Source organism: Streptomyces sp. NPDC051976, from assembly GCF_040680795.1.
Lineage (GTDB): Bacteria > Actinomycetota > Actinomycetes > Streptomycetales > Streptomycetaceae > Actinacidiphila.
In genome coordinates this window covers 1-26,664 of record NZ_JBFAXL010000088.1, presented here as the reverse complement: position 1 = coordinate 26,664, position 26,664 = coordinate 1, and the positions used below count along the sequence as shown (strand labels likewise).

Below are 26,664 nucleotides of genomic sequence, written 5' to 3'. Positions count from 1 at the left end.
TTTCAACCCCCCTTCCCCCCCCCCCCCCCCGCCCGTCGGGCCCCCGGGGGCGCCCCCGGGGGGCCCCCCGGCGGGGGGGGGCCCGGCGGGGGGGGGCCCGCGGGAAGTGCGGTCAGTCCTTCAGCAGGGTGAAGTTGCTCGTGGTGGTCGTTCCCTTCGTGATCTTCACGGTGGCCACGGTCGGCTGGTAGCCGTCCTTGGCGACGATGACCTGCAGCGGGTTGTTGCGGACGTCGAGCCACAGCGCGTAGCTGCCGTCCGCGCCCGTCTTGAGGGTGTAGTGCGTCGCCCAGGTGTTGATCTGGACGGTCGCTCCCGCCAGCGGGGCGCCGCCGGAGGCGGTCACCTTGCCGGTGATCTTGCCCCAGGTCGCCGGGGGCTTGACGGTCAGCGAGACGCCCACGGGGGCCGACGCGTACGGGGTGTCGGTGGCCAGGCTCAGCGCGGCGGTGAAGGTCCCGGGCTGGGTGATCTCGGGTACCGACGCGTCCAGGGTGACGGTGACCGTGGTGCTGGCGCCCGGCGCCAGGGTGACCGAGGTGGCGCTCTCGGTCAGCCAGGTGACGTCGGTGACGTCCGGCTGGTCGTAGCCCGGCAGCAGTTCCGCGCTCTTGGCCGGGGAGGTCCCGGCCAGGCCGCCGACCGAGTAGAAGCCCGCGGCGCCGCTGCCCCGGTAGAGGGAGTTGTTGGCGTTGGGCAGCGCGGTCCAGGTGTTGTCGGCCGGGTTGTACGCCCAGGTCTGGTTGGTCAGCGCGGCGCCCGCGTTGATGGCACCGCCCTTGACCAGCAGCAGGCCGTTGGCGGAGGTGTACGACGCGCCCCAGGCGTCGGTGGGCTGGTCCGCGATCGGCGACCAGGTGCCGGCCGCCGGGTCGAGGACATAGGCGTGCTTGATGCTGCCCGCGTCGGTGGTGCCGCCGGAGCAGTACAGCTTGCCCGCGACCGCGCCGCAGGACTCCCAGGCCACCGGCTCGGGGTAGGCGGGGGCTGAGGCCCAGCTGTCGCTCGCCGGGTCGTAGACGGTGACGTCGGTGGTGCCGCAGGCGGAGGCGGTGCAGCCGCCGACCCCGTACAGCTTGCCGTTGAGCACCGCGCTGCCCGCACCGGCGTACGGCTTGGGCGAACTCGCCCCGGTGCTCCAGGTGTTGGCGGCGAAGTCGTAGATCTCCAGCTTGGCGTCCGGGTCGCCACTGGCACCCCAGCCGCCCGCCGCGTAGAACTTGTCGCCGATGACGCCGTGGACCGGGGCCTCACGGGTGTCGGCGGCGGAGGCGAGCTTGGTCCAGGCGCCGCTGTCCGCGCTGTACGCGTACAGGTTGCTGGTGTCGGCCGCCCCGGTGTAGCCGAAGGCGGAGTAGACGGTGCCGTTGTGGACGACCGCCGCGTTGTCACCGGTGGTCGCGGGCAGGTCGGGGATGGTCTGCCAGGCGGTGCCCGCGGCGCCCTGTACGTCCGACGCCGAGTGCGAAGTGGCCTTCCCCGCGGTCGACTTGGCGCCCGCCTTCGCGCCGTGGGCGGCGAGGGAGAGCGGCGAGTAGCTGCCCTTGACGAGGTTGAGCGGGGCGCCGCCGGACGTGGCGATCACGGCTCCGCCCGGGGTCTCGCCCAGGGTGACGGTGGCGGGCGCGGTGCCGGTGTTCTTGACCGTCACCGCCTGGGTCGCGCTCTTGCCCCAGGCCACCGTCTTGCTGATGGAGGCCGGGGTGACCTTGATACGGCCCGCCTTGAGGGAGAAGTCATGGCTGACCGTGGTGTCGGGCGCGAGCGACACCTGCGCGGTGGCACCCGTGTAGTGCGACGCGGCCGCCGCGACCGGGTGCTTGCCGGTCAGGTGCGAGAACACCCAGTAGAAGCCGTCGCCCAGGTTCGGGTCGTCGGGTGTGGCGGTGGTGGTGGCGTGCTCGGCGGGCGCGTCCGTGCTGGTGACGGTGGCCCCGTTGACCCCCGCCGCGGTGTTGGTGTCCGTCACGTTGCCGACGAGCAGTCCGCCGGGCACCGGGTCGTAACTGCGCTGCCCGACGAAAACGTTGTCGAGCTGCCACCAGTACGCCCAGCTGCCGGTGTAGTGGAAGCGCAGGCGTACGTCGCTCTTGCCCGCGTAGGCGGTCAGCGGCAGGTCCACATGGGCGGGTCCGGCGACCGAGGTGGTGGTCTTGTGCCAGAGGTTGGTCCAGGTGGTGCCGCCGTCGGCCGAGATGTCCACGTCGGCGGTGGAGTTGGAGAACTCCTTGTAGTCCGTGTCGAAGCCGAGGGTCGGCGAGGTGGCGGCGCTGAGGTCGTAGGACGGGGACAGCAGGGAGCTGTCCTGGCTCAGGCCCTGGCCGATGTGGTCGCTGTCGATGATGGCGAAGCCGCCGCTGCCGCCGGTCCTGTTGCCGCGCGATCCGGCGTCGGTGAAGCCCCAACCGCCGCTGGTGCCGGTGGCGTTGCTGACGCTCCACCCCGCGGGGGGCCCGGTGGTGGAGGTGAATCCCTCGGTGTTGCCCGTCAGATGGACGGCGTAGCCCGGGGCCTGGGCGGCGACGGCGTCGACCGGCACGGAGATGTTGGCCGTCTGGTCGGCGGTGCCGACCGTCACGCTCTTGTCCGTTTTGACGTAACCGGGGTAGTTGGCGGTCACGTGCAGGGTGTAGCTGCTGCCCTCGGGCAGGGTGAGCGTGTAGGCGCCGGTGGCGGGGTCGGTGAAGACCGGGCCGCCGGGGACGCCGTCGGCGGTGATCTTCGCGTAGAGCGGCCAGCCGTGGCCCGAGCCGTCGGTGACGCGGCCGGTGACGGTGTGCGTGGGCACCGCGTCGAGGGCGAAGGACGTGGTGACGGTGGCGCCGTCGGCCAGTGTCACGCCCGTGGCGGTCGACGACTTGTAGCCGTACGCGGCGGCCGTCAGGTCGTAACTGCCCGGCGGGATGTCCAGCTTGTAGGCGCCGGTGGCGTCGGTGGTGGCGCTGTAGTCGCCCGCGGTCACCTTCGCGCCCGCGAGGGCGGTGCCGGTGGCGTGGTCGGTGACGGTGCCGGTCAGCACGCCGTGCGGGCCGCTGCGGAAGGCGGCGAGGCCGTGCGGCGTACCCAGGCCGGTCGGCCCGTCGTAGCCGGGGCCCGCGGTGCACAGCGCCGCCGGGGTGCAGGTGCCGTTGTTGCCCGTCGTCACGTCGTTGAACGCACCGGCCTGGGCGTACGGGTACGCGTTCGGGTACGTGCCGGGCGCCGGGGTGCCGGCCGCCGCGTAGACGCCCGCGATCAGCGGCGAGGAGGCGCTGGTGCCGCCGTAGACCGCCCAGCCGCCGCCACCGTAGGTCTGGTAGACCGACACGCCGGTCACCGGGTCGGCGACCGCGGAGACGTCGGCGACGGCCCGCTTGTCGCAGAAGCCGTTGGTCTGGAAGGCGGGCTTGGGCTCGAAGGCCGAGCAGCCGGAGCCGGGTCCGCCGAAGCTGTTGTTCCACACCGACTCGGTCCAGCCGCGGCTGGTGCCGGTGTCCCTGGCCAGCGCGGTGCCGCCGACGGAGGTCACGAACTGCGAGGCCGCCGGGTAGCTGACGCCGTAGCCGTCGTCACCGGAGGACGCGACGACCGCGACGCCCGGGTGGTTGTAGTACGGGTCCATGCTGGTGGTCTCGGACGGGTCCTCGCCGCTGCCGGGCGCGGAGGTGTACGCCGTGCCGTAGGAGTTGGAGACGTACTTCGCGCCGAGCGCGACCGCCTCGTCCACCGCGGCGCCCAGGTCCTGGAAGTTGGCCGAGTCGGCCTCGACCAGCAGGATGTGGGCGTTGGGCGCGGCGGCGGAGACCATGTCGACGTCGAGCGAGATCTCGCCCGCCCAGTTCGGGTCGGGGGTCGGGTAGTCGGTGCCGCCGCGCTGGCTGACCTTGCTGAAGCAGCCGTTGGCGGTCGTGCAGGCGGGCAGGCCGTACTGCTGGCGGTAGACCGCGAGGTCGGCCTCGGCGTTGGGGTCGTCGTAGGCGTCGACGATGGCGACGGTCTGGCCCGCGCCGCCGTCGGCGGGCAGCGCGTAGGCGCTCTGCAGGTCGGTGGCGCCGAAGCCGTCCGGGGTGGTGGCGAGCGGTTGGACGCCCTTGTGCGCGGACACGTCGGTGCGGCGCAGCGCGAAGCAGCGGAACTGGCCGGGCTTGGCGTCGCCGCACTGCCGCACCACGTCGTGGCGGGCCGTGGGCGCGGCGGACGCCGTTGCCGCGGTGGGGAGTTGGAGGCCGAGTACGGCGAGCGTGGCCGATGCCAGGGTGGCGACCGCGGTGGCGGCGCGCCGTCCTGGTTTCCGTCTGGGAAGGGGTATGCGCAAGGCGGACTCCGTGTTGCCGGTGGGACCGGGCCGGGACGAGGTCATGGCCGGTTGCGGGCCGATCGGACCGCTGGCGTATACCTGTGCCTCACCCGCCTCACAGGAACCCGAGAGGGTTGTCGGATACCTGACACTCTTCACACCGCTACCCGGCGTCAGGTTCACGCCATCCGGACGGTACAACCCCCTGTGCCTCGAAATCGTCGTCCAGCCAGTGGTGCCGGGCCGCGTACCAGACGAGCTGCACCCGGTTGTCGACGCCCGCGTCGCGCTGCATCGCCGCGATGTGCCGCTGCACGGTCCGTACGGCCACGCCGAGGGCGCGCGCCATCGCGGTGTCGGTGCTGCCGCTGACCAGCATCGCCAGAACCCGTAACTGCAGGGCGTTGTGCGGGTGTTCGGCGTCCCGGCCGCCGAGCGGCACACTGCTCGCCCACACCGACTCGAAGAGGGTGACCAGCGCGTCGAGCAGACCGCTGGGGCGGATCACCAGCATCACCGGGTCGGGTGGCCGCGCGTCGGCGGCCAGCGGCAGCAGCGCCAGCGAGCGGTCCACGAGGCACAGCCGCACCGGCAGCCGGTCGGTGACGCGGGTGTACGTGCCCCCGCCGTCCCAGCCGATGCCGGACGCCTCGAGTCCGGCGCGCTCGAACACCAGCCGGCGGCGTACCCGCGGACCCAGTACGGCGCCGCAGGCGAACGGATCGCCGTCCTCCTCCGCCAGGTCGCCCGGCGCCCTGACGAAGGCGGCCAGATCGGTGGTGGCCGCGTCATGGACCTGCCCGATCCACTGCCGGATCGCCGTGTGCCCCTCGACGACCTGCACGATCTCCTCGGCGCGGTAGCCCTCGTGGACCCGCTGGTACTCCACCCCCAGCCGGTCGAGCAGCTCCCTGCCCAGCCGTAACTGCTCCTGGGCGCGCGCGACCAGCGGCAGCAGCCCGGACTGCGGCGGGGCCGGATACCAGCGCCCGTCACCTCCGAGCCGCACCAGGTGGCGCGCGGCCAGCTCACCGCAAGCGGACTCGGCCCGCTCGGTCGGTACCCCCATCTGCCGGGCCAGTTCCCCCGCCGCCACTCCCCTCGTGGCCACCAGCAACGGATAGGCCCGGTCCGCGTCGGCACTCAACCCCAGAGCCTCAAACGGACGTTCGGTCATGATCGTGAACTGTAGCCGCGATACGGGATTCGGACCGGCGATTCGCACGGAGGGCCCGTCCCGGCCCACCACGAGCGGGCCGGACGGGAGCGATTTGCCCCCGTCCGGCCCAGCATGACGTACCGTCAGAGATCAGCCGCGCTCTGCCGCGAGCGCCTCCATCTCCCGGTCCACCGCCGCCTGGTGGAGTTCGGCGTCCTCGCGTGCCCGCTTCGGGCTCCAGCGGCCCGCCATCACGAAGACGAACGGCAGGAAGAGCACCTGCCCGCCGACGCAGATCCACCACCAGTCACGCCACTGCCCAGGACCGTCGGCCGCGGCCTTCTGCACCTTGGGCCCGTACTCCTGCAGCACCTTGATCTGCGGCTGCGCCTTCTGCACCACGGCCAGGTCCGCAGGACCGACCTCCTGCACCGCCCGGGCGGCCACGTCCGGCGGCGTGGTGGCCGGGGTGTACTTCGCCAGCTCGGCGAAGATCGCCGGGTGCGCCTTGACGATGGCCAACGCGGGCGCGGCCTGCGACTGCGCGGTGGTCACCTCGGCGCCGTGCTCCACCAGCGGGGTGACCGCGGTGACCAGCACCGGGATGAAGGCGGCCGAGACGGCGACCACGATCCGTATCGTCCAGCCCCAGACCGCGAGACCGGCCGCCGTGGCCGCAGGGTTGTGCTTCTCCACGGTCTCGGTGAAGCTCGCCATCCACGGCGCGTAGGCGACCCCGCTGAAGACGCCGATCCCGATGAACAGCCAGGCGAAGGTGTAGTAGTCGGTGGTCGGATGGGTGGCGCGCAGCGCGAACAGCGCGGTCACCACGATCGAGCCGACCGCGCCGACGATCATGAAGGGCTTGCGCACCTTGAGCCGGTCGGACAGCAGGCCGACCGCGACCAGGGCGATGGCGTTGGCGCCCCAGTACCAGTTGGCCAGCGCGTTGGCGCGCTGCTCGGTGTAGCCGAAGGTGGTCGCGAAGTAGACCACGAAGTTGCCGACGGCCGCGAAGTACAGCAGCAGGTAGAGCGAGATGGCCAGCGCCGATCCCAGCACGTCCAGCCGCAGCATCTGCCGCCACTCGCCGCGCCGCGCCGCTTCCGGGTCGATGCCCTTGGCACGCGCCTCGACCAGCGCCCGGTCCCGCAGCGTCACCATGATCTGGTCGCGCAGCGCCGGGGACAGCTCGCGCAGCGCGAAGATCGCGACGGCGAAGACCAGGAACCCGGCGATGCCCGAGTAGCGCAGCTCGGTCTGCCAGCTCTCGTGCGCGACGGTGTGGCTGGTGACCGTGGTGACGACCAGGCTGCCGACCACCGGTCCCATCGTCCAGTACCCCATGGCCGTGGCCCGGCCGAGCTGCGGTGAGAAGTCGCGGATCAGCGCGGGGGTGGCGACCAGGACGATGCCCTCGATAAAGCTGACCAGCGCGAAGAGCACCAGATAGGCGCTCTTGCTCCCGGCGTTCGGCAGTCCGAAGAAGACCAGCAGCGAGGCGACCAGCAGCCCGTAGACCACCATGTTCGCCCGGCCCCAGCGGTCCGCGAGCCCGGCCAGCAGTGAGGAGAAGGCACCGACAGCGTTTCCGACCACCGAGACCCAGACGAAGTAGCGGTAGGTCATGTCGAAGTGCGTGATGATCGACGTGGCGACCGCGTACTGGATGTAGAGCATGTAGTACAGCACGACCGTGGTGAGCACCACGATGGCCAGATAGGCCATGCGCCGGCCGGTGGCCGGGTAGGCGCCCAGGTCACGGCGGTAGAGCCGGGTGAGCGCGGTACGCACGCCCACGCCCGGCACGTCGGGTCCGGGTCTGCTGGCGTCGAACTGCGTCGGAGTGGCGGACATACGGCTCCTCCTGGAGGTCCTGGAAACCGGGGAGTGACGTCGGGACGGCAGGACAGTGGGGTGCCTCGGTGCGGCGGCGGCGCGGTGCGGCCCGGCTCCGAAGGTGTGGCCAGAGGGTAGTACCGACTGGTCGGTATGCCTAGGGTCCGCGCGCGGTCGAATTCCGTCACCCGACACGGCCGCCGGCGGGCCCCCGAAGGGACCCGCCGGCGAGGTCGGGGTCGAGCGCTGTGACTGCTGCGTCAGGAGGTGGCGCAGGTCAGCGTGGGTGCGCTGTTACCACCGCTGAGGGTGCCCTGGAGACCGAACGTCGTCGACGCGGCGGGAGCGAGAGCGCCGTTGTACGACAGGTTCTTCGCCGTCACCGACGTACCGCTCTGGTGGATGTCCGCGTTCCAGCCACTCGTCTCCTGCTGCCCGCTGGGCCAGGTCCAGGTGACCGTCCACCCGGTGGTGGCGGCCGTACCGGTGTTGGCGACGGTCACGGTGGCGGTGAAGCCGTTGCCCCACTGGTTGTCGGTGTGCAGGGTGGCCGTGCACCCGGCGTTCCCGGTCCCTCCGGTGGTGCCGCCGCCGGTCGTACCGCCCGTGGTCGTTCCGCCCGTCGTCGTACCACCGGTGGTCGTACCGCCCGTCGTCCCCCCGGTCGTGCCGCCGCCGGAGTCGCCGAAACCGGGTGCCTTGATACTGGCCAGGTAGCCGTCCTTGACGGTGTCCACGGTCTGCCAGTCGTCCTTCAGGATGCCCCCGGTGTCACCGGAGTCCGGATTCCACGACCAGAAGGTCCAGTTGAAGCTGTCGCCGCCGTTCCCCGAGGTCGGCAGCAGGTAACTGACCAGTGCCTTCAGCCATGTCTGATCGACCGTCGACTGCAGGGTGGTGCCGAACTCGCCGACCCACACCGGGGCGAGATTCTGCTTGAAGATGTAGCCCCAGTACTTGTCCCAGATCCCGGGCATGTTCGCGGGGAAGCTGGAGTCGCTGAACCACGGCTGCTGGGCGACCGACGTGGCGTAGTCGTGCGCCGAGTAGACCACCCGGTTGGCGACGTTGAGCTGCACGGGGTACTGCCCGACGCCCATCAGGTTGCCGCCCCACCATCCGGACGTGCCGTTGAAGGTCTGCACGCCCTCGACGAAGATCAGCAGATTCGGATTGACCCCGAGCACCGCGTTGCCCGCCCGCTCGGCCGCGAGCCGCCAGTCGATCGTGGTGTCACCGCAGCCCCAACAGGCCGGGTCGTGCGGCTCGTTGTGCAGATCGATACCGACCACCGCCGGGTTGCCCTGGTACCGCGTGGCCAGCGCCTTCAGATTCGTGATCCACGTCGACTCCGGAACCGCGGAGGTGTACCAGAGCGCCGACTGCCCGCTGGAGTCCGGGCGGTGGCGGTCCAGGATGACGCGCAGCCCGATGGAGCCCGCGTAGTTCACGATCTTGTCCATCACCTGGAGGGAGTTGAGGCCCTGCAGGTCGGCGTTCATGCCGTTCGAGTAGTTCATGCTGGTGGGCATGGTGCCCTTGAAGATGTCGTCGCTGTAGGGCAGCCGGATGGTGTTGTACCCCAGCGTCTTCATCTGGTCGATCATGCTCTTGTAGTCGCGCGACCAGAGGCCGTGCGCCACGTAGTTGGCGGTCTCGAAGCCGAACCAGTTGACACCGGCGATCCTGACCGGCTTGTTGCCCGAGTCCAGGATCTGCCGTCCGCTGGTGTGCCAGTAACCCGGGGCCGCCTGGTCGGCGGCAGTGGCGTGCGACTGCCCGGCCAGCGAGAGCAGGACGAGCAGCGCCGCCGCGACGGCCGCGGCCAGCAGCACCCGCAATCGGTGCAGCGAGGAACGCGAACTCAACGAGGTGAGAACCACGAGGGCAATTCCCTTCGGTGGGGGGACGGAATGCTTCAGTTCGTGGTGGGACTTTCCACCAGGAGTCCCGTGGGAGCGCTCCCAGTAGCTACTGCATGGAAGCGGGACCACATCAGCCACGTCAAGAGGCAGCACACGCTTCAACAAGTAAAAACCACCAATCGACGCCACCCACCCATCAGTTAGGCTTGCCTAACTGACCACGCACAAGAAACGGGGGTACGCCGATGGCGGACCGACCAGCGCGCAGGACCCCGACGCCGATCCGCGGCCGGGTCGTACGCACCGAGCGCCTCACGCCCCACATGATCCGAGTGGTCCTGGGCGGCGACGGGCTGGCCGAGCTGACCACCCGCGGGCTGGGCACCCACACCGACCACTACGTCAAGCTCCTCTTCCCCGCCGACGGGACCACCCTCCCCGAGCCGCTCGACCTCGAGGCCCTCCGCCAGGACCTCCCCCGCGACCAGTGGCCCCGCACCCGCACCTACACCGTGCGCGCCTGGGACCCCGCCGCCCTCGAACTCACCATCGACTTCGTCCACCACGGCGACGAGGGCCTGGCCGGCCCCTGGGCAGCCCGCGCCCAACCCGGCGACACCCTCTACTTCAGCGGCCCCGGTGGCGGCTACGCCCCCGACCCCGCCGCCGACTGGCACCTGATGGCCGGCGACGAGAGCGCCCTCCCCGCCATCGCCGCGGCCGTCGAGGCCCTCCGCCCCGGCGCGATCGCCAAGGTCTTCATCGAAGTCGCCGACCCCGACGAGCACCAGAAGCTCCTCACCGCCGCCGACGCCGACATCACCTGGCTCCACCGCGACGGCCGCCCCCTCGGCGACGCCCTCGTCCAAGCCGTCACCACCCTCGACTTCCCCCCGGGCGACGTCCATGTCTTCGTCCACGGCGAGGCCACCTTCGTCAAGGAACTCCGCCGCCACCTCCGCCTCGACCGCACCATCCCCCGCGACCGCATGTCGATCTCCGGCTACTGGCGCCGCGGCTCCGACGAAGACGGCTGGCAGTCCTCCAAACGCGAATGGAACGCCCAGGTGGAACGCGAACAAGAACCCACCCACCCCTGACCCCGTAGAAACCCCGAGCCCGGCAGCCGGAGGGGGCCGGGGGCTCCGGCCCCCGGCCCCCGACCCACCACCCCCGGTCAGACGGACTTCTGATACGACCTGAACGTCCGCGTGGACAACCACACCGCGGCCAGCGCCAGCACCAGCAACCCGCCACCCCGACTGAGCACGTCCCCCCAGTCCGGATCGGACGCCATCGCCGACCGCCCCGCGACCAACGCCCAGTTCACCGGATTGAAGTCCGCGACGTGCCGCATCCACGACGGCATCAACGCACTCGCCATGAACGCCGAGGACAAGAACGTCAGCGGCAGCAGCAGAAACGTATTGATGCCGATGATGCTCTCCCGCTGCCGCACCAGCATCCCCAGCGCGTTGGAGAACGCCCCGAACACCGTACCGAGCAGGATCGACGCGGCGATCAACACGAACAGCCCACCGACACCGCCGGGATAATCCGCCCCGCCCAACTTCCCGAGCAGGACAATGATCACCGACTGCACGGCCGTACTGAACCCCTGCTGCACCACATTGGCGTTCATGAGAGCCGCCCGGCTGACCGGCGTCGTGAGGAAGCGGTTGAGCGTGCCCCGCTCGATCTCCTCCAGAGTGCCCATCCCCGCCCACATGTTGGAGGACACCGCACTCATCACGACCACCCCGGGCACGAGGTAGTCGAGATACGATCCGCCGCCGAATCCCGGCAGTTCGACGACCTTGCGGAAGAGCGAGCCGAACAGGAAGAGCCAGATCACCGGTTGCACGAGCGTGATGACCACGAAGACCGGCTGCCGGAAGATCGCCATGAGCTGACGCTGCGTCATGTACCAGGTCTGCTGCACAGTCGTACTCATCGCGCACCTCCGGTGGCGTCAGCGGTGACGGGGGCCAGACGCGGGCCGGAAGCACCGTCGGCCTCGGCCTCGGAGAACCGCCGCCCCGCGTACCGCAGGTAGACGTCGTCGAGCGACGGCCGCGCCACGGTGACGGAGGCGACCGAAGCCCCCTGCTGCTCCAGCACGGTGAGCACGTGCGGCACCGCGGCGGGCCCGTCGTCGGCGCGCGCACTGAGCCTGCGCCCGACGACCGTCACCTCCCGCACCCCGGCGAACTCACCGAGCGCGGTGGCCAGCAGGCCCGCGTCAACGGCGTCCGGCGCCTCGCGCAGCTCCACATGGACGGCGTCACCGCGTAGTTCGCCCTTCAGCTCGTCCGGCGTGCCCTCCGCGACCACCCGGCCGCGGTCGACGATCGCGATCCGCTCGGCGAGCCGGTCCGCCTCCTCCAGGTAGTGCGTGGTGAGCAGGATCGTCAGGCCCTCGTCACCGGCGAGCCGGGAGATCTCCTCCCACATCGCGCTGCGCGCTTCCGGGTCGAGCCCGGTGGTCGGCTCGTCGAGGAAGAGCACCTCCGGCCGGTGCATGAGGCCGAGGGCGACATCGAGGCGGCGCTGCATGCCGCCGGAGTACGTCTTGACCATCCGGCCCGCCGCCTCGGTGAGGTCGAAACGGTCGAGGAGCTCGTCGGCGCGCTTGCCGAGAGCCGCGCCGCGTACGCCGTAGAGCCGCCCCTGGAGTATCAGGTTCTCCCGCCCGGTGGCGACCGGATCGGCACCGGACTTCTGGGCGACGACGCCGATGGCGCGGCGGACCCGGTCGGGGTGGCGCAGCGCGTCGTGCCCGGCGACGGACGCGCTGCCGGAGTCGGGGCGGGCCAGCGTGGTGAGGATCTTGACGGTGGTGGACTTGCCGGCGCCGTTCGGGCCGAGCAGCCCGAAGACGGTGCCCGCGGACACGGTGATACCCATGCCGTCGAGGGCTCTGACGCCCCCTGGGTAGGTCTTGATCAGGTCGTGCGCCGCGACAGCGGGCGCGTGCGTGGTCATGATGACGGGTCCTCCGCAGATGGGTGTGCCGCGCCGGGCGGCGGGCGCGTACCGGCATGAGCGGGTGCGCGCGGGCCGCCGGGCGGGGCGGGTTCGGCGGTCCTGGGCCGCGCCCGGGGCCCCCGGACCTGCCGGGGTGCCGCCTGGACGTGCCGCTGGACCGATCCGCGGAAGAGAGCCGGGCTAAAGTGGGTGTGCCGCACCTCGATCGCCTGGCCCCGCTGCCCGCGGGGGGTGCCGCCCGGACCGCAAGGCTCCAGGTGGCGTCCGTTCGATGGTTCGCACTCCGGTGTCCGCTGTTGCCGCAGCGGGCGCCGGAGTAACTCAGCGCTCCTTCAGATGCTCCTCCTCCGCCCCGCCACGATCCGACGCGCCGTCAGGTGAAGCCGCCCGGCCACGTGACGGCGCACCGCCAGGTGCGGGCGCGCCGCCCCGCGAGGACTCCTCCCCCGAGGACTCGTCCCGGAAGCGCTCCTCCAGCTCGGCCCACCTCTCGGGTACGTCGCCGGTCTCCTGGTAGGACCGCCACTCGGTGGTGCCGCTCAGGGTGCCGTCGGCGATCCGCGCGAGCAGGCCGCGCACCCAGGCCGCCTCCGCCAGGAGCATGTGGTGCTGGAACTCGGTCTCCACCAGGAAGATCCGCGGCAGGTCGCCGTCCAGCTTGTCGATCACTCCCTTGACCCCGGCGGCCTGCACCTCGAGGACGTCCGCCCGGTCGGTGAGCAGCTCGATCGCCTCGTCCGGGTGGAGCGCCAGGATCAACGAGAGCGCCGCCTCGAAGGCCGGATACTCCCTGACCGGCACGGCCACCATGTCGGCCAGCCAGTCGTGCGCCTCGACCCGTCCCTCGGCGGTGAGCCCGTACAGCGTCCGCTCCGGCCGGTTGCCCTGCCGCTGGACGCCGGCGACCTCGACGAAGCCGTGCTTCTCCAGGTTCTGGACGACGGTGTAGAGCGAGCCGTAATTGATCTTGATGCTGTGTTCCTTGCCCCGCTGCCGGAGCAGCCGGGCGATCTCGTACGGATGCATCGGCCGCTCGCCCAGAAGGACCATGACCGCCAGGGCCAGCGGATTGGAGAGCTTGCGCCGCTTGGCCACCCGGTCCACCCCTTCCCTCGCTCGTCGCCGTATATCCGTGGCCGAGCATATCGCGTGTCTCACACCGGAACAAGCGCGATACATCGCGAGTTTCCCAGCAGTCGGGGCACACGTCCAGGGGCCGGACCACCGGAGAACGCAAACGGGCCGGGCGCCCCCGCAGGGACACCCGGCCCGACTCGGCCCGGCTCAGCTCAGCTCAGTTCCAAACGCCTTACCCCACCGACGAGTACGCCACCACACCCCGCAGCAGCCCGTCGACGGCCTTGCGGGAGTTGCGGCGGACCGGGCTGTTCTCCGGCGCCGCGTTGCCGATCTGGCCGAGTACGTCGATGAGTTGCTTGCACCAGCGGACGAAGTCGCCCGCGGGCATGTCCGCGTCGCTGAGGACCGCGTCCAGGCCGTGGCCGGAGGCCCAGCGGTAGGCGGGCCAGGCGAAGCCGAGATCGGGCTCGCGCTGGCCGACCCCCTCGGTCTGGTTGATCCGGTGGTCCTCCTCCAGCGCGTCGAGCCGCCCCCAGATCCTGACCATGTCGCCGAGCGCGGCCTTCGCGTTGCCGGTGGGCAGCTTGGGCGCGACCGCGTCGTCGGACTGCCGCGCCTCGAAGACCAACGCCGAGGCGCAGGCGGCGAGTTCTGCCGGGTTGAGGCCGTCCCACACCCCCTCCCGCAGGCATTCGCTGGCGAGCAGGTCGAGTTCGCCGTACAGCCGGGCCAACCGGCGGCCCTCCGGGGTGACCTGATCGCCCTTCAGATAGTCCAGCTCGGTGAGCAGTGCGCAGATCCGGTCGAAGGTACGGGCGATGGTGTTGGTACGGCCCTCGATCCGCCGTTCCAGCTGCTGGGTGTCGCGGCGCAGCCGGTGGTAGCGCTCGGCCCAACGGGCGTGGTCCTCGCGGTCGTCGCAGCCGTGACAGGGGTGCGCGCGGATCGCGGCGCGCAGCTCGGCGATCTCGGTGTCGTCGGCCGCGGCGGACCGCTGCTTGCGGTGCCGCTCGGGCGCCGCCCAGCCCGCCGTACCGGCCTTGGAGCGCATCGCGGACGCCAGATCGCGGCGGGACTGCGGGCTGCGCGGGTTGAAGGACTTCGGGATCCGCATCCGGTCGAGGGCCTCGACCGGGACGGGGAAGTCTATCTGCGCCAGCCGCTTGACCTGCCGCTCGGCGGTGAGCACCAGCGGGCGCGGCCCGTCGTGGTACTCCTCGTGGCGGTGGTGGTGGTTGGTGGAGCGGCCCGCCGGGACGCCGGGTTCGAGGACCAGCGCGAGACCGGCGTACTTGCCCGCGGGCACATGGATGATGTCGCCGGGCTTGAGCTTCTCCAGCGCGTCCGAGGCCGCGGCACGGCGCTGCATCGCGCCCTGCCGGGACAGTTCCGCCTCGCGCTCCTTGAGGTCGCGGCGCAGCCGCATGTACCCGTCGAAATCGCCGAGATGGCAGGTCATCGACTCCTTGTAGCCGTCGAGCCCCGCTTCGTTGCGCTGCACCTGCTTGGAGATGCCGACCACCGAGCGGTCGGCCTGGAACTGCGCGAAGGACGTCTCCAGCAGTTCGCGCGAGCGGTGCCGCCCGAACTGCCCGACGAGGTTGACCGCCATGTTGTACGACGGCTTGAAGGACGACCGCAGCGGATACGTACGGGTGCCCGCGAGTCCGGCGACCGCCGCCGGGTCGAAGCCGCGCTGCCAGAGCACGACCGCGTGGCCCTCGACGTCGATGCCGCGGCGTCCGGCCCGGCCGGTGAGCTGGGTGTACTCGCCGGGAGTGATGTCGGCGTGCGTCTCGCCGTTCCACTTGACCAGCTTCTCCAGCACCACGGAACGGGCGGGCATGTTGATGCCCAGGGCGAGCGTCTCGGTGGCGAAGACCGCCTTGACCAGGCCCTTGAGGAACAGTTCCTCGACGACCTCCTTGAAGGTCGGCAGCATGCCCGCGTGGTGGGCGGCGATACCGCGCTCCAGCCCCTCCAGCCACTCGTAGTAGCCGAGGACGTGCAGGTCCTCGTGGGGGATGCTGGCGGTGCGCTGCTCGACGATGGAGCGGACCGTGGCGCGCGCCTCGTCGTTGTTCAGCCGCAGGCCGGCGTAGAGGCACTGCTGGACGGCGGCCTCGCAGGCGGCCCGGCTGAAGATGAAGGTGATCGCGGGCAGCAGGTGCTCGGAGTCCAGCCGGTCGATGACCTCGGCGCGGCTGGGCGTCCAGACGCGGCTGCGCGCCCGGCGCTCCCGCTCCCGGTCGGCCTCCCGGCCGCGCCTGCCCCGCGGGCTGAAACCGCGCTGGTTCTCCATCCTCGCGAGCCGTTCGAGGTCGGTGTTGACCTCGCGGCGGCCCTTGGCGCCGGGGGTGGCGCCCGCCTTCTCCTCGAAGAGGTCGTACATCCGCCGTCCGGCCAGCACGTGCTGCCACAGCGGCACCGGGCGGTGCTCGGAGACGATGACCTTGGTGTCGCCACGTACCGTGTCGAGCCAGTCACCGAACTCCTCGGCGTTGGAGACGGTCGCGGACAGCGAGACCAGGGTGACCGACTGGGGCAGGTGGATGATCACCTCCTCCCAGACGGCGCCGCGGAAGCGGTCGGAGAGGTAGTGCACCTCGTCCATGACCACATAGCCGAGGCCGTCGAGGGCCGGGGAGCCCGCATACAGCATGTTGCGCAGCACCTCGGTGGTCATGACGATCACCGGCGCGTCGCCGTTGACGCTGTTGTCACCGGTGAGCAGGCCGACCCGCTCGGCGCCGTAGCGCTTGGCGAGGTCGCTGTACTTCTGGTTGGACAGCGCCTTGATGGGCGTGGTGTAGAAGCACTTGCGGCCCTCTGCGAGGGCGAGGTGGACGGCGAACTCGCCGACGACGGTCTTGCCGGAGCCGGTCGGCGCGGCGACCAGGACGCCGCTCCCGGCCTCCAGGGCCGTACAGGCGTCGATCTGGAACGGATCGAGTCCGAACTCGTACAGCTCACGGAACTGGGCGAGTGCGGTGGCGTTTTCGGCCGCCCGGCGACGGCTGGCGGCGAAGCGCTCGGCGGGGGACATCTCTTCGGTCATCTTGCTTCGAGCCTACCCGCCGCCACTGACACAGCGCGTGATCTTTTCCCGCCCGGACCCTGCCCGGACCGCGCCCCGACCACGCCCGACTCCGGCCCGGCCACCGCCCGTCCGCCGTGCGACCGGCTCAGACCAGCAGCCGTACCGCCCTCGGCACCGTCTCCGCGACCAGGGGCAGCGGGCCGATCCGCTCGCCGTCGGCGTACCCGGTCACGTCGTCGGCGGCCAGCCGCACCCGGGCCGCGCGGTGCACGGTGACCACGGGGTGGCCGGAATGGGTGCCGCGGTAGACCCGGGGGAAGACCCGCAGCAGGGTGCTGCGGCTGCACGGCCCGACCACGCACACGTCGAAGAGCCCGTCGTCCATGCTTGCGTCCGCGCAGATCCGCATCCCGCCGCCGTAGGACGCGCCGTTGCCGACCGCGATCAGCGTCGCGTCGATCTCCTGCTCCGGTGCGTCGTCGAAGGTCACGCGGTACGGGATCGGCCGCAGCGCGGCCAGCTCCAGCAGCATCGCCAGGTCGTAGCGGAAGCGGCCGGTGGGCCAGCGCAGCCGGTTGCCGCGGTCGTTGACCCGCGAGTCGAACCCGGAGGCCAGGACGGTGCCGAACCAGCGGTCGCCGGTCCTGCCCAGGTCCAGCTCCCGGTAGCGGTCCTCCTTGAGCGCCGCGGCGATCGCCCGGCCCGCCGCCGCGGCGTCGCGTATCGGCAGCCCGTTGACCCGGGCGAAGTCGTTCCCGGTGCCGACCGCGACCACCCCGAGCGGGGTGCCGGTCCCGGCGACGGCCTGGAGAGCCAGCGAGACCATCCCGTCGCCGCCGACCGCGACCAGCGCGCCGGTGCCCTCCGCGACGGCGTCGCCGACGCGGGCCAGCGCGTCGGACGCGTCCACGCCGACGACGGTGCGCACCGTGTATCCGGCGTCGCGCAGGGCGCCGGCCGCCGGGTGCGCGGCCCGGGCGCCCCGGCCGCGTCCGGCGACGGGATTGACGAAGAGGGTGATCTCGCTGGTCACGCGCGGATCAGGTGGCGTCGTCGTAGCCGTCGTCGAGCCGCTCGCCGGTGCGGTCCTCGTAGGGCTCGGCGGAGATCTGGTCCGGCACGTGGTCCAGGGTGGACGCCTGGTCCGGGTCGAGCGAGAAGTCCGGGTCGGACTCGCGGCGGCGCTTGCGGCGGTTGTCGTTGAAGAAGCAGACGCCCATCGCCAGGAAGTACAGCAGGACGATCGGCGCGGCCAGCAGGCACATGGTGAGCGGGTCGCCGGTGGGGGTGGCCACGGCGGCGAAGACGGTGATCCCTATGACCATGCCGCGCCACCAGCCGAGCATCCGGCGGCCGCTGACGACCCCGGTGAAGTTCAGCAGCACCAGGACGAGCGGCAGCTCGAAGGCGAGGCCGAAGACGACCACCATGCGGACCACCAGGTCCAGGAAGTCGTCGAGCGCCAGCAGGTTGGTGGTGTCGTTCGGCACGAAGCCGATCATGATCCGCGCGGTCTGCGGCAGGATCTCGTAGGCCAGCCAGCCGCCGGCCAGGAAGAGCGGGACACCGGCGCCGACGAAGCCGAGGGTGTAGCGCTTCTCGTTGCGGTGCAGGCCGGGGGCGAGGAAGCCCCAGAGCTGGTAGAGCCAGACCGGCGAGGCGCCGACGATGCCCGCCATCAGCGAGACCTTCAGGGCGATGGAGAAGCCGCCCATCAGACCGCTGACGGTCATCTGGGCGCAGGCCGCGTTGCCCTTGCCGTGGGTCGCGCCGTCGACACAGCGGACGTTGTCAGGGATCCGCTGCTGCAGGACATGGATGATGTCCTTGTAGAAGAACGCCGCCACCACGGTGACGACGAGGATGGCCAGCACAGCCTTGGCCAGCCGGTTGCGCAGCTCACGCAGGTGGTCCGCCAGGGGCATCCGCCCCTCGGGGTCCCTCTCCTGCTTGCGGGCAGTCTTGAGCACCCACGTCCTCGTCTCGTGCGGCAGCCGTCACCCGTGTGACGGCTTCGTCCTTCGTCGGCGGGGTCAGGCCTTGGTGGAGCGGTCCGGCTCACCGACCGGGCGGGCGCTGGCGGTGTCGCCGGGCGCTGCCTGGATGGTACGGGGAGCGGCGTCCTGGGGAGCCGCGGAGGACTCCGCGGTGCCGCCGCCGTCGTTCTTCATCGCCTTGGCCTCGCTCTTGAGGATGCGGGCCGACTTGCCGAGCGAACGGGCCATGTCTGGCAGCTTCTTCGCACCGAACAGCAGGAAGACGACGAGAAGGATCAGGGCGATCTCCGGGAACCTGAGGTTACCGAGCATGGGATTTCCACCTTCTCACCGGGGGCGGCGTGGGCTGTGATCGTAGCGTGCACCGGTGAACCCCGGGCAATGCTCCGGTATCCACCTGCTGCGACCCGCGCCGCGCTCCGATCGGGGCCGCCTGGCCAGGGTACCCTCCCCCGGCGGCGGGGCGGCAGGCTCAGCCCCGCGAGATCTGCCCGGCCCGTTCGGCGACCGGGCGCGCGGACCGCTGCAGCCGCTCGCCCGCCTCGGCGAACGCGTCGGTGCTGGCCGCGACCTGCCGGGCCAGTTCCTCGACCGCGAGGAAGACGCGGACGGCGAGCGCCCCGAGCACCAGGAGCCCGGCGGTCGCGAGGCCGACGCAGAGATAGAGCCACCACATGGTGCGCGAGCCTACCGGTTCCGGATGGCCGCCCGCGGCGCCCGCGCGGCCGGCCGGCTCAGGGCGCGTGCAGCCGCATGGTGCGGACGCCGCCGACGGTGAGCAGTTCGACGATCCGCTCACCGGCCGGTTTGCGGACGGCGGTCTCGCACTCGGGGCAGGTGAAGGAGTAGAAGGTGGTGCGCGCGGTGCCGCCGATGGCGAGCCGCAGGGCGCCCGCGTCCAGCTCGAAGCTGGCCCGGCAGTGCGGGCAGCCCGCGCGGAACAGCACCGGGGTGGCCGGGGGCGGCGCCTGGGAGGCGCAGCCGGGACCGCTGGACGTCATCGTGGGCCCACCTCACTCCCCGTACGCGGCGAGCGCCAGGACGGCCGCGTCCCTGGCGTCCCCGGCGAGTCCCGCGGGCGACACGATCCTGCCGTCCCTGCCCAGCCGCAGCGCCAGCCGCCGCAGCGAGCCGGGGTCGGGCGTGCGCAGGGTGATCCGCAGACCGCCGTCGGGCAGTTCCTCCGCGCTGTCGTGCGGGTAGTACTCGGCGACCCAGCGGCCGCCGGGGCCGACCTCGATCACCACCTCGGGGTCGTCCCCCGCGGGCTGCACCAGGCCCTGCGAGAGGTCGCGGGGCTCCAGCCGCGGCGGGTCGGACGCCTCGTCGAGCAGCCGGATCTCGGCGACCCGGTCCAGCCGGAAGGTGCGCCGGTCCTCGGAGAGCCGGCACCAGCCCTCGAAGTAGGTGTGGCCGACCGCGAACAGCCGGATCGGGTCGACCTCGCGCTCGGTCAGCGCGTCCCGGGTGGGCGAGTAGTAGCGGATCCACAGCAGCCGCCGCTCGGTGATCGCCCGGTCGACGGTGGCGAAGACGCTGCCCTCGGACTCGAAGGTCACCGACATCTGGGCGCTGGACCCGGCCGCCTCGCCCGCGGCGGCCTCCAGCTTGGCCCCGGCGCGCAGCAGCGCCTGGCGGTCGCTGTCCCGCAGCCCCGGCAGGTTGGCCACCGCGCGGGCGGCCACCAGCAGCGCGGTGGCCTCGTCGGCGGCCAGCCGCAGCGGCTGCGCCACGTCGTCGGCGGTGCCGGGGTTGTGCCACCAGATCCGCTCGCCGTCGGTGTCGATGTCGAGCAGGTCGCCGCCGCGGAAGCTGGTGCCGCACAGCGGCAGCACGTTGAGGTCGCCGATCAGCTCGGCCTCGGTGACCCCGAACGCCCGGGCCACCTCGCTGACCCGCGCCCCGGGCCGCTCGCGCAGATACGTCACCAGCGACAGCATCCTGCGCGTCTGGTCGATCGCGTTGCTCATCGGTCGCTCCCCCTGTCCATGCGTGTCATCCCTTGGCGACGGCGCGCAGCCGGTCCAGCACCTCGGCGCGCAGTTCCTCGGGCGCGAGGACGACCACGTCGGGGCCGAACTCGACCAGCCAGGCGTCGAGTCCGTGGCCGTACGGGATCTCCAGCTCGTCCCAGTCGGCGTCCACCGGGGTGGTGGTGACGGCGCGGGAGCGCAGCGGGTAGCCGCTGTCGCGGCGCAGCCTGATCCGGGCGGTGGTGGTGGCGCCCTCGCCGGCCCAGCGGGCGACGGCCTCGCGGACGTCGACATGGGCGGGCACGGGGACGGTGAACGCGCCGCGGGCGCGGACCTTGCCGGTGATCCGGGACAGCCGGAAGACCCGTACGGCGCCGCGGTCGCGGTCGTGCCCCGCCACGTACCAGTGGCCGCGCCAGCACTCCAGCGCCCAGGGTTCGACCTGCCGGGGCTCGGGCCGTACCGCGTTTGCCTTGCGGTAGTCGAAGGTGACGGCCCGCCGCTCGCGGGTGGCGACCATCAGCGCCTCGAACGCCGGTTCCGGCGTGGGGATACGCGGCTCCAGCGCGCTGTTGGCGTCCTCGTACGGCACACCGGCCGCGCGCAGCTTCTGCAGGGCGCCGCTGGCCGCCTCGGCGAGCCTGGCCTGCTGCCACACCTTCGCGGCCAGGCCCAGGGCCGCGGCCTCCTCCGGGTCGAGCGCGATGTCCGGCAGCCGGTTGCGGTCGCTGCGGGCGAGGTAGCCGAACTCGCCGTCGAGATTCTCCACGGTGTCGATGACGAGGCCGAGTTCCCGCAGGTCGTCCTTGTCCCGCTCGAACATCCGGTTGAAGGAGTCGTCGGAGGTGACCTCGTGGTACGCCTCTATGGAGGTGCGGAGTTCACGTTTGCTCACCGGGCGCCGGGTGTTCATCAGGCACAGCGCAAGGTTCATCAACCGCTCGGCCTTGGCGATCGCCATCCCGCACCCTTCGTCTTCAGCTCTCGCGCTGACCGTACCGCTCCCGGCTCCCACGGCAAAAGCCGAGGGCCCCCGCCGGGAGGCGGGGGCCCTCGTGCGGTGTGGATCAGACCGCGACGAGGTCGCAGACGAAGATCAGCGTCTCGCCGGGCTTGATCGCGCCGCCGGCACCGCGGTCGCCGTACGCCAGGTCCGCGGGGATGATCAGCTGGCGGCGGCCGCCGACCTTCATGCCCTGCACGCCCTGGTCCCAGCCGGCGATGACCTGGCCGACGCCCAGCTTGAACTGCAGCGGGGTGCCGCGGTTCCAGCTCGCGTCGAACTCCTCGCCGGAGGAGAACGCCACGCCGACGTAGTGCACGGAGACGGTGTCCCCGGCCTTGGCGACCGGGCCGTCGCCCTCCCAGATGTCCTTGATCTGCAGGTCCTTCGGCGGCTCGCCGCCCGGGAAGTCGATCTCGGGCTTGTCGATGCTCACGTCGATACTCCTTGTGCTGTTGCTTGCAACCCGGACAGTCTTACAGAACGGCGAGGATGTCCAAGGTGAAGACCAGCGTGGAGTTGGCGGGGATGCCCTGCTGCGCCTGCGCTCCGTACGCCACGTCCGGCGGCGTCACCAGCATCACGCGGCTGCCGACCTTCTTGCCCGCCAGGCCCTGCTGCCAGCCCTTGATGAGCTGCGCCAGCGGGAAGGCGGCGAGCTGCTTGCGGGAGTAGGTGGAGTCGAACTCCTTGCCGGTGGTCCACAGCACGCCCTTGTACTGCAGCAGCAGGGTGTCGCTGGCCTTCACCGGGACGCCGTCGCCCTCGATGATGTACTCGGACACCAGCTTGGTGGGCGCCTTGCCCTTGGGCACGGTGATCGACGGCGCCTTGCCGTCGGTGTTGGTGCCGACCTTCGGCAGGGCCGCGTCGCTCTGCGCGGGGGTCTTGCCCTTGGCGGAGCTGCTGGCGTTGTAGATGTTCAGCACGTCGACGACGAAGACCAGGGTGTCGGTGCCCTTGATGCCCGCCTGCGGGTTGCCCGCGGAGCCGTAGCCCAGGGCCGGCGGGATGGCCAGCATCACCCGGCTGTTGACCTTCTGGCCGATCAGGCCCTGGTCCCAGCCCGGGATGACCTTCCCCTCGCCGAGGATGTTGGTGTACGGGCCGCGGCCGAACGACGTGTCGAAGACCTTGGCGCTCTCCCAGGTCTGGCCGAGGTAGTTGACCTGGACGTAGTCGCCCTTGGCGATGGCCGGGCCGTCGCCCTTGATGACGGCCTTGACGGCGAGGTCGCTGGACGGCTTGCCGGTGCCCTTGGCCACGGTCGGCTTCTGGCCGAACGCGGTGCCCGCGGTGATGGCGGGCACCGGGCCGTCGACGATCTTCGCCGAGGGCGTGGCGGACGCGGAGGGGGTGGCCGACGCGGTGTCGGAGGGCGAGGACGAGGCCGCGTCGCTCTTCTTGTCGCTCTTGCTGCCGCATCCTGCGGCGGTGAGAGCGAGCGCGGGCACGGCGAGCAGGACGGAGCGTCGGCGCACGGAGTTCCTCGGTTCGGGTCGTGGACGGTCGGTTGCTGTATACCGCCCCACACCCTACGGCGTGCCACAGGCCCCGTACGAGTTCTCCACGGGGCCTGTGAGCCGACTGTGACGGCTGCGAAAGGTCACATTCCGGCGATGAGCTTCTCCACCCGGTCGTCGACGGACCGGAAGGGGTCCTTGCACAGCACGGTGCGCTGTGCCTGGTCGTTGAGCTTGAGGTGCACCCAGTCGACGGTGAAGTCGCGGCGCTGCTCCTGCGCGCGGCGGATGAAGTCGCCGCGCAGCCGGGCCCTGGTCGTCTGCGGCGGCACGGACTTGGCCTCGAAGATCTTCAGGTCGCTGCAGATCCGCTTGGCCTGGCCCTTGCGCTCCAGCAGGTAGTAGAGCCCCCGGCGGCGGTGGATGTCGTGGTAGGCGAGGTCTATCTGGGCGACCCGGGGGTGGGACATCGTGATGTTGTCCCGGTTCCGGTAGCGCTCGATGAGCTGGTACTTCATCACCCAGTCGATCTCGGTGCCGATCCTGGAGAGGTCTCCGCTGCCGATCGACTCCAGGGTGCGGCCCCACAGCTCCAGCACCTGCTCGATGACGCCGCTGCGGATGCCGCGGCGCTCGCAGAACTCCACCGCCTTCGAGTAGTACTCCTGCTGGATGTCCAGGGCGGACGCCTCGCGGCCGGAGGCGAGCCTGACCTTGCGGCGGCCGGTGATGTCATGGCTGACCTCGCGGATCGCCCGGATCGGGTTCTCCAGGGTGAGGTCGCGCATGACGGTGCCGGCCTCGATCATCCGCAGCACCAGATCGGTGGCGCCGACCTTGAGCAGCATCGTGGTCTCGGACATGTTGGAGTCGCCGACGATGACGTGCAGGCGCCGGTAGCGCTCGGCGTCGGCGTGCGGCTCGTCCCGGGTGTTGATGATGGGCCGGGACCGGGTGGTCGCCGAGCTGACACCCTCCCAGATGTGCTCGGCGCGCTGGCTCACGCAGAAGACGGCGCCGCGAGGGGTCTGCAGCACCTTTCCCGCGCCGCACAGCATCTGCCGGGTGACGAGGAACGGAATGAGGATGTCGGCGAGCCGGGAGAATTCCCCGTGCCGTGCCACCAGGTAATTCTCGTGGCATCCGTAGGAGTTGCCGGCCGAGTCGGTGTTGTTCTTGAAGAGGTAGACGTCTCCCGCGATCCCCTCTTCGTGGAGCCTGCGTTCGGCGTCCACCAGAAGGCCCTCGAGGATGCGTTCCCCTGCCTTGTCGTGCGTGACGAGTTCGGTGACGTTGTCGCACTCCGGAGTGGCGTACTCCGGGTGCGAGCCCACGTCGAGGTAGAGGCGGGCACCGTTGCGGAGGAAAACGTTGCTGCTACGGCCCCATGACACGACACGGCGGAAGAGGTACCGCGCCACCTCGTCAGGGGACAGACGCCGCTGTCCCCTGAACGTGCATGTGACGCCGTACTCGTTCTCCAGCCCGAAAATGCGGCGGTCCATGTCTGAACATTACGCCTGATGCGTGGAGCTGAAACGGGGTTCGGCCGCCCCGTTTCGATCTTTTTCCGACCCGCTTCCGAGGTTTGGGACCGTCAGGATTCGGCCGGTGCACAGCAGGACGAGCATGGCGACCGTGCCGCCCACCGCGGCGACGGCGAATCCGGCGGCGCTTCCGCCGTGTTGTGCGGCCAGCCCCGCGGCGGCCGTGCCCAGTGCCGCGCCGACACCGACGAAGGTGACCACCCAGGAGAACGCCTCCGTCACGGTGCCCGGCGGGGCGTGTCGGTCCACCACCAGGAATCCGCAGGCCAGGGCGGGCGCGAGGAAGAGACCGGAGAGCGCGGCGAGCGGCAGCATCCAGGGCAGGGCGGGGACCAGCAGCAGCGGCGGGTAGCAGACCGCCAGGCCCAGTGAGAGCACCCGCAGCCGGCGCTCGGGCAGGCCGGGCCAGGTGCGGGCGCCGTAGGTGAGGCCGCCGACGAGCGCGCCCGCGCCGTTGGCGGCCAGGACGTACGCGGCCACCGACCCGCCGCCGTGCGCGTCACCGTAGGCGACGGCAGCCAGCGCCACGGCGCCCAGCGCGATGCCGACGAAGAAGAAGGAGGCCAGCAGGGCGACCAGGCCCGCGGAGCGCAGCGCGCCCAGCCAGTGCGCCTCACGGTCCTGTGCGCGCCACTGGCGGGACGGGCGGGAGGTGACCACCACCAGTGTCCCGGCGACGCCCAGGGCGCCCGTGACGAGCACCGCGGCGGCCTGGGAGACGAACGCGACGACCAGGGTGACCAGCAGCGGGCCGACGGCGAACATCACCTCCTGGGCGGCGGCGTCCAGCGCGTACGCCTTCTGCACCCGGTCCTCACGGCGCAGCACGTCGGGCCAGAGCGCCCGCAGGCCGCCCTCCAGCGGCGGGGTGGCGACCCCGGCCAGCAGGACCGCGGCGACGGCCAGCGGCAGCGGGTCCGGCCCGGTGGCGGCGAGCAGCGCGAAGCCCGCGGCGGACAGCAGCGCGGCGGCCGTCATCACCCGGGGCTGCCCGCGCCGGTCCACGGCGCGCCCGAGCAGCGGCTGGCCGACGGCGACGGCGGCGCCGTAGAGCGCGGAGAGGGTGCCCGCGAGTCCGTAGCCCGCGCCCTGGGAACGCAGGAAGAGCACGATGGCCAGCGCGGCCATGGCGTTGGGCAGCCGCCCCAGCAGGGTGCCGCCGAGCAGCCGGGCGGCGTGCCGCGTGCGCAGCAGGTCCCCGTAACCGGTCGCCATGGCGGCCCATCCTCTCGCGGACTGGAGTGTTACGTATAACTACTATGGTTATACGTACCATGTTCGCAGCTCGCGGGTCCACCCGCAGGGACGAAGCGAAGGGGCGCGGAAGGTTGACGACCGGGAGTGCACGGCCCACCTCGCGGGATGTGGCACGGGTCGCCGGGGTGTCGCAGGCGACCGTGTCACTGGTGCTCGGCGACAAGTGGCGGGGCAGGGTCTCCGAGCGGACCGCTGGCGCGGTGCGCGAGGCCGCGGTCACGCTCGGTTACCGGCCCAACCTCGCCGCGCGGAGCCTGCGGCTGGGCAGCACCAGGACGGCGCTGCTGGTGGTGCCCGCGCTCACCCACGAGTACTTCGCCCGGGTCTACGCGGGCGCCGCGCGGGTCGCCGCCGCGCACGACTTCGGGGTCGTCCTCTACCCGTCCCCCGAGGGCACCGGGATCGCCCGGGACCCCTTCGGCTCGGCGCGCGCCGCCATCGACGGCATGATCGCCTCCTCGATGGCCGCCGACGCGCTCGCGAACATCGGCGACGGCGGACTGCCGCTGGTCATGCTGGACAGCGACCCGGACGCGCCGGGTGGCGCCGCCACCGTCAACCTGGCCGTCGCCGACGGCATCCGGCAGGTGACGCGGCATCTGCTGGGGCTGGGGCACCGGCGGTTCGCCCATCTCGCCGCCGACGTCGACACCTGGACCTTCCGGGTCCGCGCGGAAGCCGTCGAGGCGGAGTTGCGCTCCGCGGGGGCTCTGCTGCGTACCGAGCGCTCCGCGCTCGACACCGGTGCGGCCCGCCGCGCGGCGGAGCGGGTCCTCACCGGGCCCGGGCCCCGGCCCACCGCGCTGCTCTGTGACGGCGACATCCTCGCCGCCGGTGCGTGCAAGGCCGCGCGCGGCCTCGGGATCGACGTCCCCGGGGACCTGTCCGTCACCGGGTTCGACGATCTCTCCCTGGCCACCGCGCTCGATCCCGAGCTCACCACCGTGCGGTTGCCCGCCGAAGAAGTCGGAGCCCGCGGGATGACGGCCCTGCTCGCCGTCCTCGAAGGGCGGCCTCCCGGCCTCACCGAGCTCCCCGTCGAGCTCATCCCCCGCGCCTCCTCCGGCCCGGCCCCCCGCTGATCCCCCGCCTGCCGCGCCGTCGTGGCTTGTCGCGCAGTTCCCCGCGCCCCTGACGGGGCACGAACCTCCGCGGAGGAGGAAGAGCGCCCCGTAGG

21 protein-coding genes are annotated in these 26,664 nt (G+C 71.6%); 2 read left to right on the top strand and 19 right to left on the bottom strand.

Going from position 1 to position 26,664, the window contains the following annotated elements:
* Positions 1-112: 112 nt before the first annotated feature.
* From AB0M29_RS41970 to AB0M29_RS41955, 4 genes are all read right to left on the bottom strand, one after another.
* Complete coding sequence (locus AB0M29_RS41970; protein WP_365392318.1) at positions 113-4,150, bottom strand: carboxypeptidase regulatory-like domain-containing protein; 4,038 nt, start codon at positions 4,148-4,150, stop codon at positions 113-115.
* Positions 4,151-4,439: 289 nt separating this feature from the next.
* Positions 4,440-5,453 carry a helix-turn-helix transcriptional regulator gene (locus AB0M29_RS41965; protein ID WP_365392314.1) on the bottom strand — a complete coding sequence of 338 codons (1,014 nt, stop codon included), beginning with the start codon at positions 5,451-5,453 and terminating at the stop codon, positions 4,440-4,442.
* A gap of 132 nt (positions 5,454-5,585) precedes the next feature.
* Positions 5,586-7,292 carry an MFS transporter gene (locus tag AB0M29_RS41960; protein WP_365392312.1) on the bottom strand — a complete coding sequence of 569 codons (1,707 nt, stop codon included), beginning with the start codon at positions 7,290-7,292 and terminating at the stop codon, positions 5,586-5,588.
* A gap of 242 nt (positions 7,293-7,534) precedes the next feature.
* On the bottom strand, positions 7,535-9,070 hold the full coding sequence (locus AB0M29_RS41955) for a cellulase family glycosylhydrolase (protein WP_365392316.1): 1,536 nt from the start codon (positions 9,068-9,070) through the stop codon (positions 7,535-7,537).
* A gap of 314 nt (positions 9,071-9,384) precedes the next feature.
* Between AB0M29_RS41955 and AB0M29_RS41950 the strand changes: the two genes are divergently transcribed.
* Positions 9,385-10,239, top strand: coding sequence for a siderophore-interacting protein (locus tag AB0M29_RS41950; protein ID WP_365392310.1), 855 nt, complete (start codon positions 9,385-9,387; stop codon positions 10,237-10,239).
* Positions 10,240-10,316: 77 nt separating this feature from the next.
* On the opposite strand, the gene AB0M29_RS41945 is transcribed toward AB0M29_RS41950, so the two are convergent.
* From AB0M29_RS41945 to AB0M29_RS41875, 15 genes are all read right to left on the bottom strand, one after another.
* On the bottom strand, positions 10,317-11,093 hold the full coding sequence (locus AB0M29_RS41945; RefSeq protein ID WP_365392308.1) for an ABC transporter permease: 777 nt from the start codon (positions 11,091-11,093) through the stop codon (positions 10,317-10,319).
* Entirely contained in the window at positions 11,090-12,124 is a 1,035-nt protein-coding gene (locus AB0M29_RS41940; RefSeq protein WP_365392306.1) for an ATP-binding cassette domain-containing protein, read from the bottom strand. Before AB0M29_RS41940 ends, AB0M29_RS41945 begins: the two co-directional genes overlap by 4 nt.
* A 324-nt stretch (positions 12,125-12,448) precedes the next feature.
* On the bottom strand, positions 12,449-13,222 hold the full coding sequence (locus tag AB0M29_RS41935) for a PadR family transcriptional regulator (protein ID WP_365392304.1): 774 nt from the start codon (positions 13,220-13,222) through the stop codon (positions 12,449-12,451).
* A gap of 214 nt (positions 13,223-13,436) precedes the next feature.
* Complete coding sequence (locus AB0M29_RS41930; RefSeq protein WP_365392302.1) at positions 13,437-16,265, bottom strand: DEAD/DEAH box helicase; 2,829 nt, start codon at positions 16,263-16,265, stop codon at positions 13,437-13,439.
* Between the two features lie 127 nt (positions 16,266-16,392).
* Positions 16,393-17,280: a diacylglycerol kinase gene (locus AB0M29_RS41925; protein WP_365392300.1), complete on the bottom strand. Its 888-nt coding sequence runs from the start codon at positions 17,278-17,280 to the stop codon at positions 16,393-16,395.
* A gap of 7 nt (positions 17,281-17,287) precedes the next feature.
* On the bottom strand, positions 17,288-18,217 hold the full coding sequence (gene tatC / locus AB0M29_RS41920) for a twin-arginine translocase subunit TatC (protein ID WP_365392298.1): 930 nt from the start codon (positions 18,215-18,217) through the stop codon (positions 17,288-17,290).
* A gap of 63 nt (positions 18,218-18,280) precedes the next feature.
* Positions 18,281-18,556 carry a Sec-independent protein translocase subunit TatA gene (gene tatA, locus AB0M29_RS41915; protein ID WP_365392296.1) on the bottom strand — a complete coding sequence of 92 codons (276 nt, stop codon included), beginning with the start codon at positions 18,554-18,556 and terminating at the stop codon, positions 18,281-18,283.
* A gap of 160 nt (positions 18,557-18,716) precedes the next feature.
* Positions 18,717-18,920, bottom strand: a complete 204-nt coding sequence (locus AB0M29_RS41910) for a hypothetical protein (protein ID WP_365392295.1) — start codon at positions 18,918-18,920, stop codon at positions 18,717-18,719.
* Between the two features lie 58 nt (positions 18,921-18,978).
* Positions 18,979-19,245, bottom strand: coding sequence for a hypothetical protein (locus AB0M29_RS41905; protein ID WP_365392293.1), 267 nt, complete (start codon positions 19,243-19,245; stop codon positions 18,979-18,981).
* Positions 19,246-19,257: 12 nt separating this feature from the next.
* Positions 19,258-20,214, bottom strand: a complete 957-nt coding sequence (locus AB0M29_RS41900; protein ID WP_365392291.1) for a WYL domain-containing protein — start codon at positions 20,212-20,214, stop codon at positions 19,258-19,260.
* Positions 20,215-20,239: 25 nt separating this feature from the next.
* Positions 20,240-21,178, bottom strand: a complete 939-nt coding sequence (locus AB0M29_RS41895) for a WYL domain-containing protein (protein ID WP_365392289.1) — start codon at positions 21,176-21,178, stop codon at positions 20,240-20,242.
* Between the two features lie 106 nt (positions 21,179-21,284).
* Positions 21,285-21,656, bottom strand: coding sequence for an FKBP-type peptidyl-prolyl cis-trans isomerase (locus AB0M29_RS41890; RefSeq protein ID WP_365392287.1), 372 nt, complete (start codon positions 21,654-21,656; stop codon positions 21,285-21,287).
* A gap of 40 nt (positions 21,657-21,696) precedes the next feature.
* Entirely contained in the window at positions 21,697-22,701 is a 1,005-nt protein-coding gene (locus tag AB0M29_RS41885) for an FKBP-type peptidyl-prolyl cis-trans isomerase (RefSeq protein ID WP_365392285.1), read from the bottom strand.
* A gap of 125 nt (positions 22,702-22,826) precedes the next feature.
* Positions 22,827-24,188, bottom strand: coding sequence for a Pup--protein ligase (gene pafA / locus AB0M29_RS41880; RefSeq protein WP_365392283.1), 1,362 nt, complete (start codon positions 24,186-24,188; stop codon positions 22,827-22,829).
* A gap of 9 nt (positions 24,189-24,197) precedes the next feature.
* A complete protein-coding gene (locus tag AB0M29_RS41875) occupies positions 24,198-25,445 on the bottom strand; it encodes an MFS transporter (protein ID WP_365392281.1) in 1,248 nt (415 codons plus the stop codon).
* Positions 25,446-25,558: 113 nt separating this feature from the next.
* On the opposite strand from AB0M29_RS41875, the gene AB0M29_RS41870 reads away from it, so the two are divergent.
* Positions 25,559-26,569 (top strand): LacI family DNA-binding transcriptional regulator, encoded by a 1,011-nt coding sequence (locus AB0M29_RS41870; RefSeq protein ID WP_365392279.1) that lies wholly within the window; start codon positions 25,559-25,561, stop codon positions 26,567-26,569.
* The last annotated feature ends 95 nt before the right edge of the window (positions 26,570-26,664 follow it).

Coding starts and splice junctions, on each gene's coding strand:
- AB0M29_RS41965 (WP_365392314.1), bottom strand. CDS start 5,453: ATGACCGAACGTCCGTTTGAGGCTCTGGGGTTGAGTGCCGACGCGGAC.
- AB0M29_RS41960 (WP_365392312.1), bottom strand. CDS start 7,292: ATGTCCGCCACTCCGACGCAGTTCGACGCCAGCAGACCCGGACCCGAC.
- AB0M29_RS41950 (WP_365392310.1), top strand. CDS start 9,385: ATGGCGGACCGACCAGCGCGCAGGACCCCGACGCCGATCCGCGGCCGG.
- AB0M29_RS41945 (WP_365392308.1), bottom strand. CDS start 11,093: ATGAGTACGACTGTGCAGCAGACCTGGTACATGACGCAGCGTCAGCTC.
- AB0M29_RS41940 (WP_365392306.1), bottom strand. CDS start 12,124: ATGACCACGCACGCGCCCGCTGTCGCGGCGCACGACCTGATCAAGACC.
- AB0M29_RS41930 (WP_365392302.1), bottom strand. CDS start 16,265: ATGACCGAAGAGATGTCCCCCGCCGAGCGCTTCGCCGCCAGCCGTCGC.
- tatA (WP_365392296.1), bottom strand. CDS start 18,556: ATGCTCGGTAACCTCAGGTTCCCGGAGATCGCCCTGATCCTTCTCGTC.
- AB0M29_RS41910 (WP_365392295.1), bottom strand. CDS start 18,920: ATGTGGTGGCTCTATCTCTGCGTCGGCCTCGCGACCGCCGGGCTCCTG.
- AB0M29_RS41905 (WP_365392293.1), bottom strand. CDS start 19,245: ATGACGTCCAGCGGTCCCGGCTGCGCCTCCCAGGCGCCGCCCCCGGCC.
- AB0M29_RS41900 (WP_365392291.1), bottom strand. CDS start 20,214: ATGAGCAACGCGATCGACCAGACGCGCAGGATGCTGTCGCTGGTGACG.
- AB0M29_RS41895 (WP_365392289.1), bottom strand. CDS start 21,178: ATGGCGATCGCCAAGGCCGAGCGGTTGATGAACCTTGCGCTGTGCCTG.
- pafA (WP_365392283.1), bottom strand. CDS start 24,188: ATGGACCGCCGCATTTTCGGGCTGGAGAACGAGTACGGCGTCACATGC.
- AB0M29_RS41875 (WP_365392281.1), bottom strand. CDS start 25,445: ATGGCGACCGGTTACGGGGACCTGCTGCGCACGCGGCACGCCGCCCGG.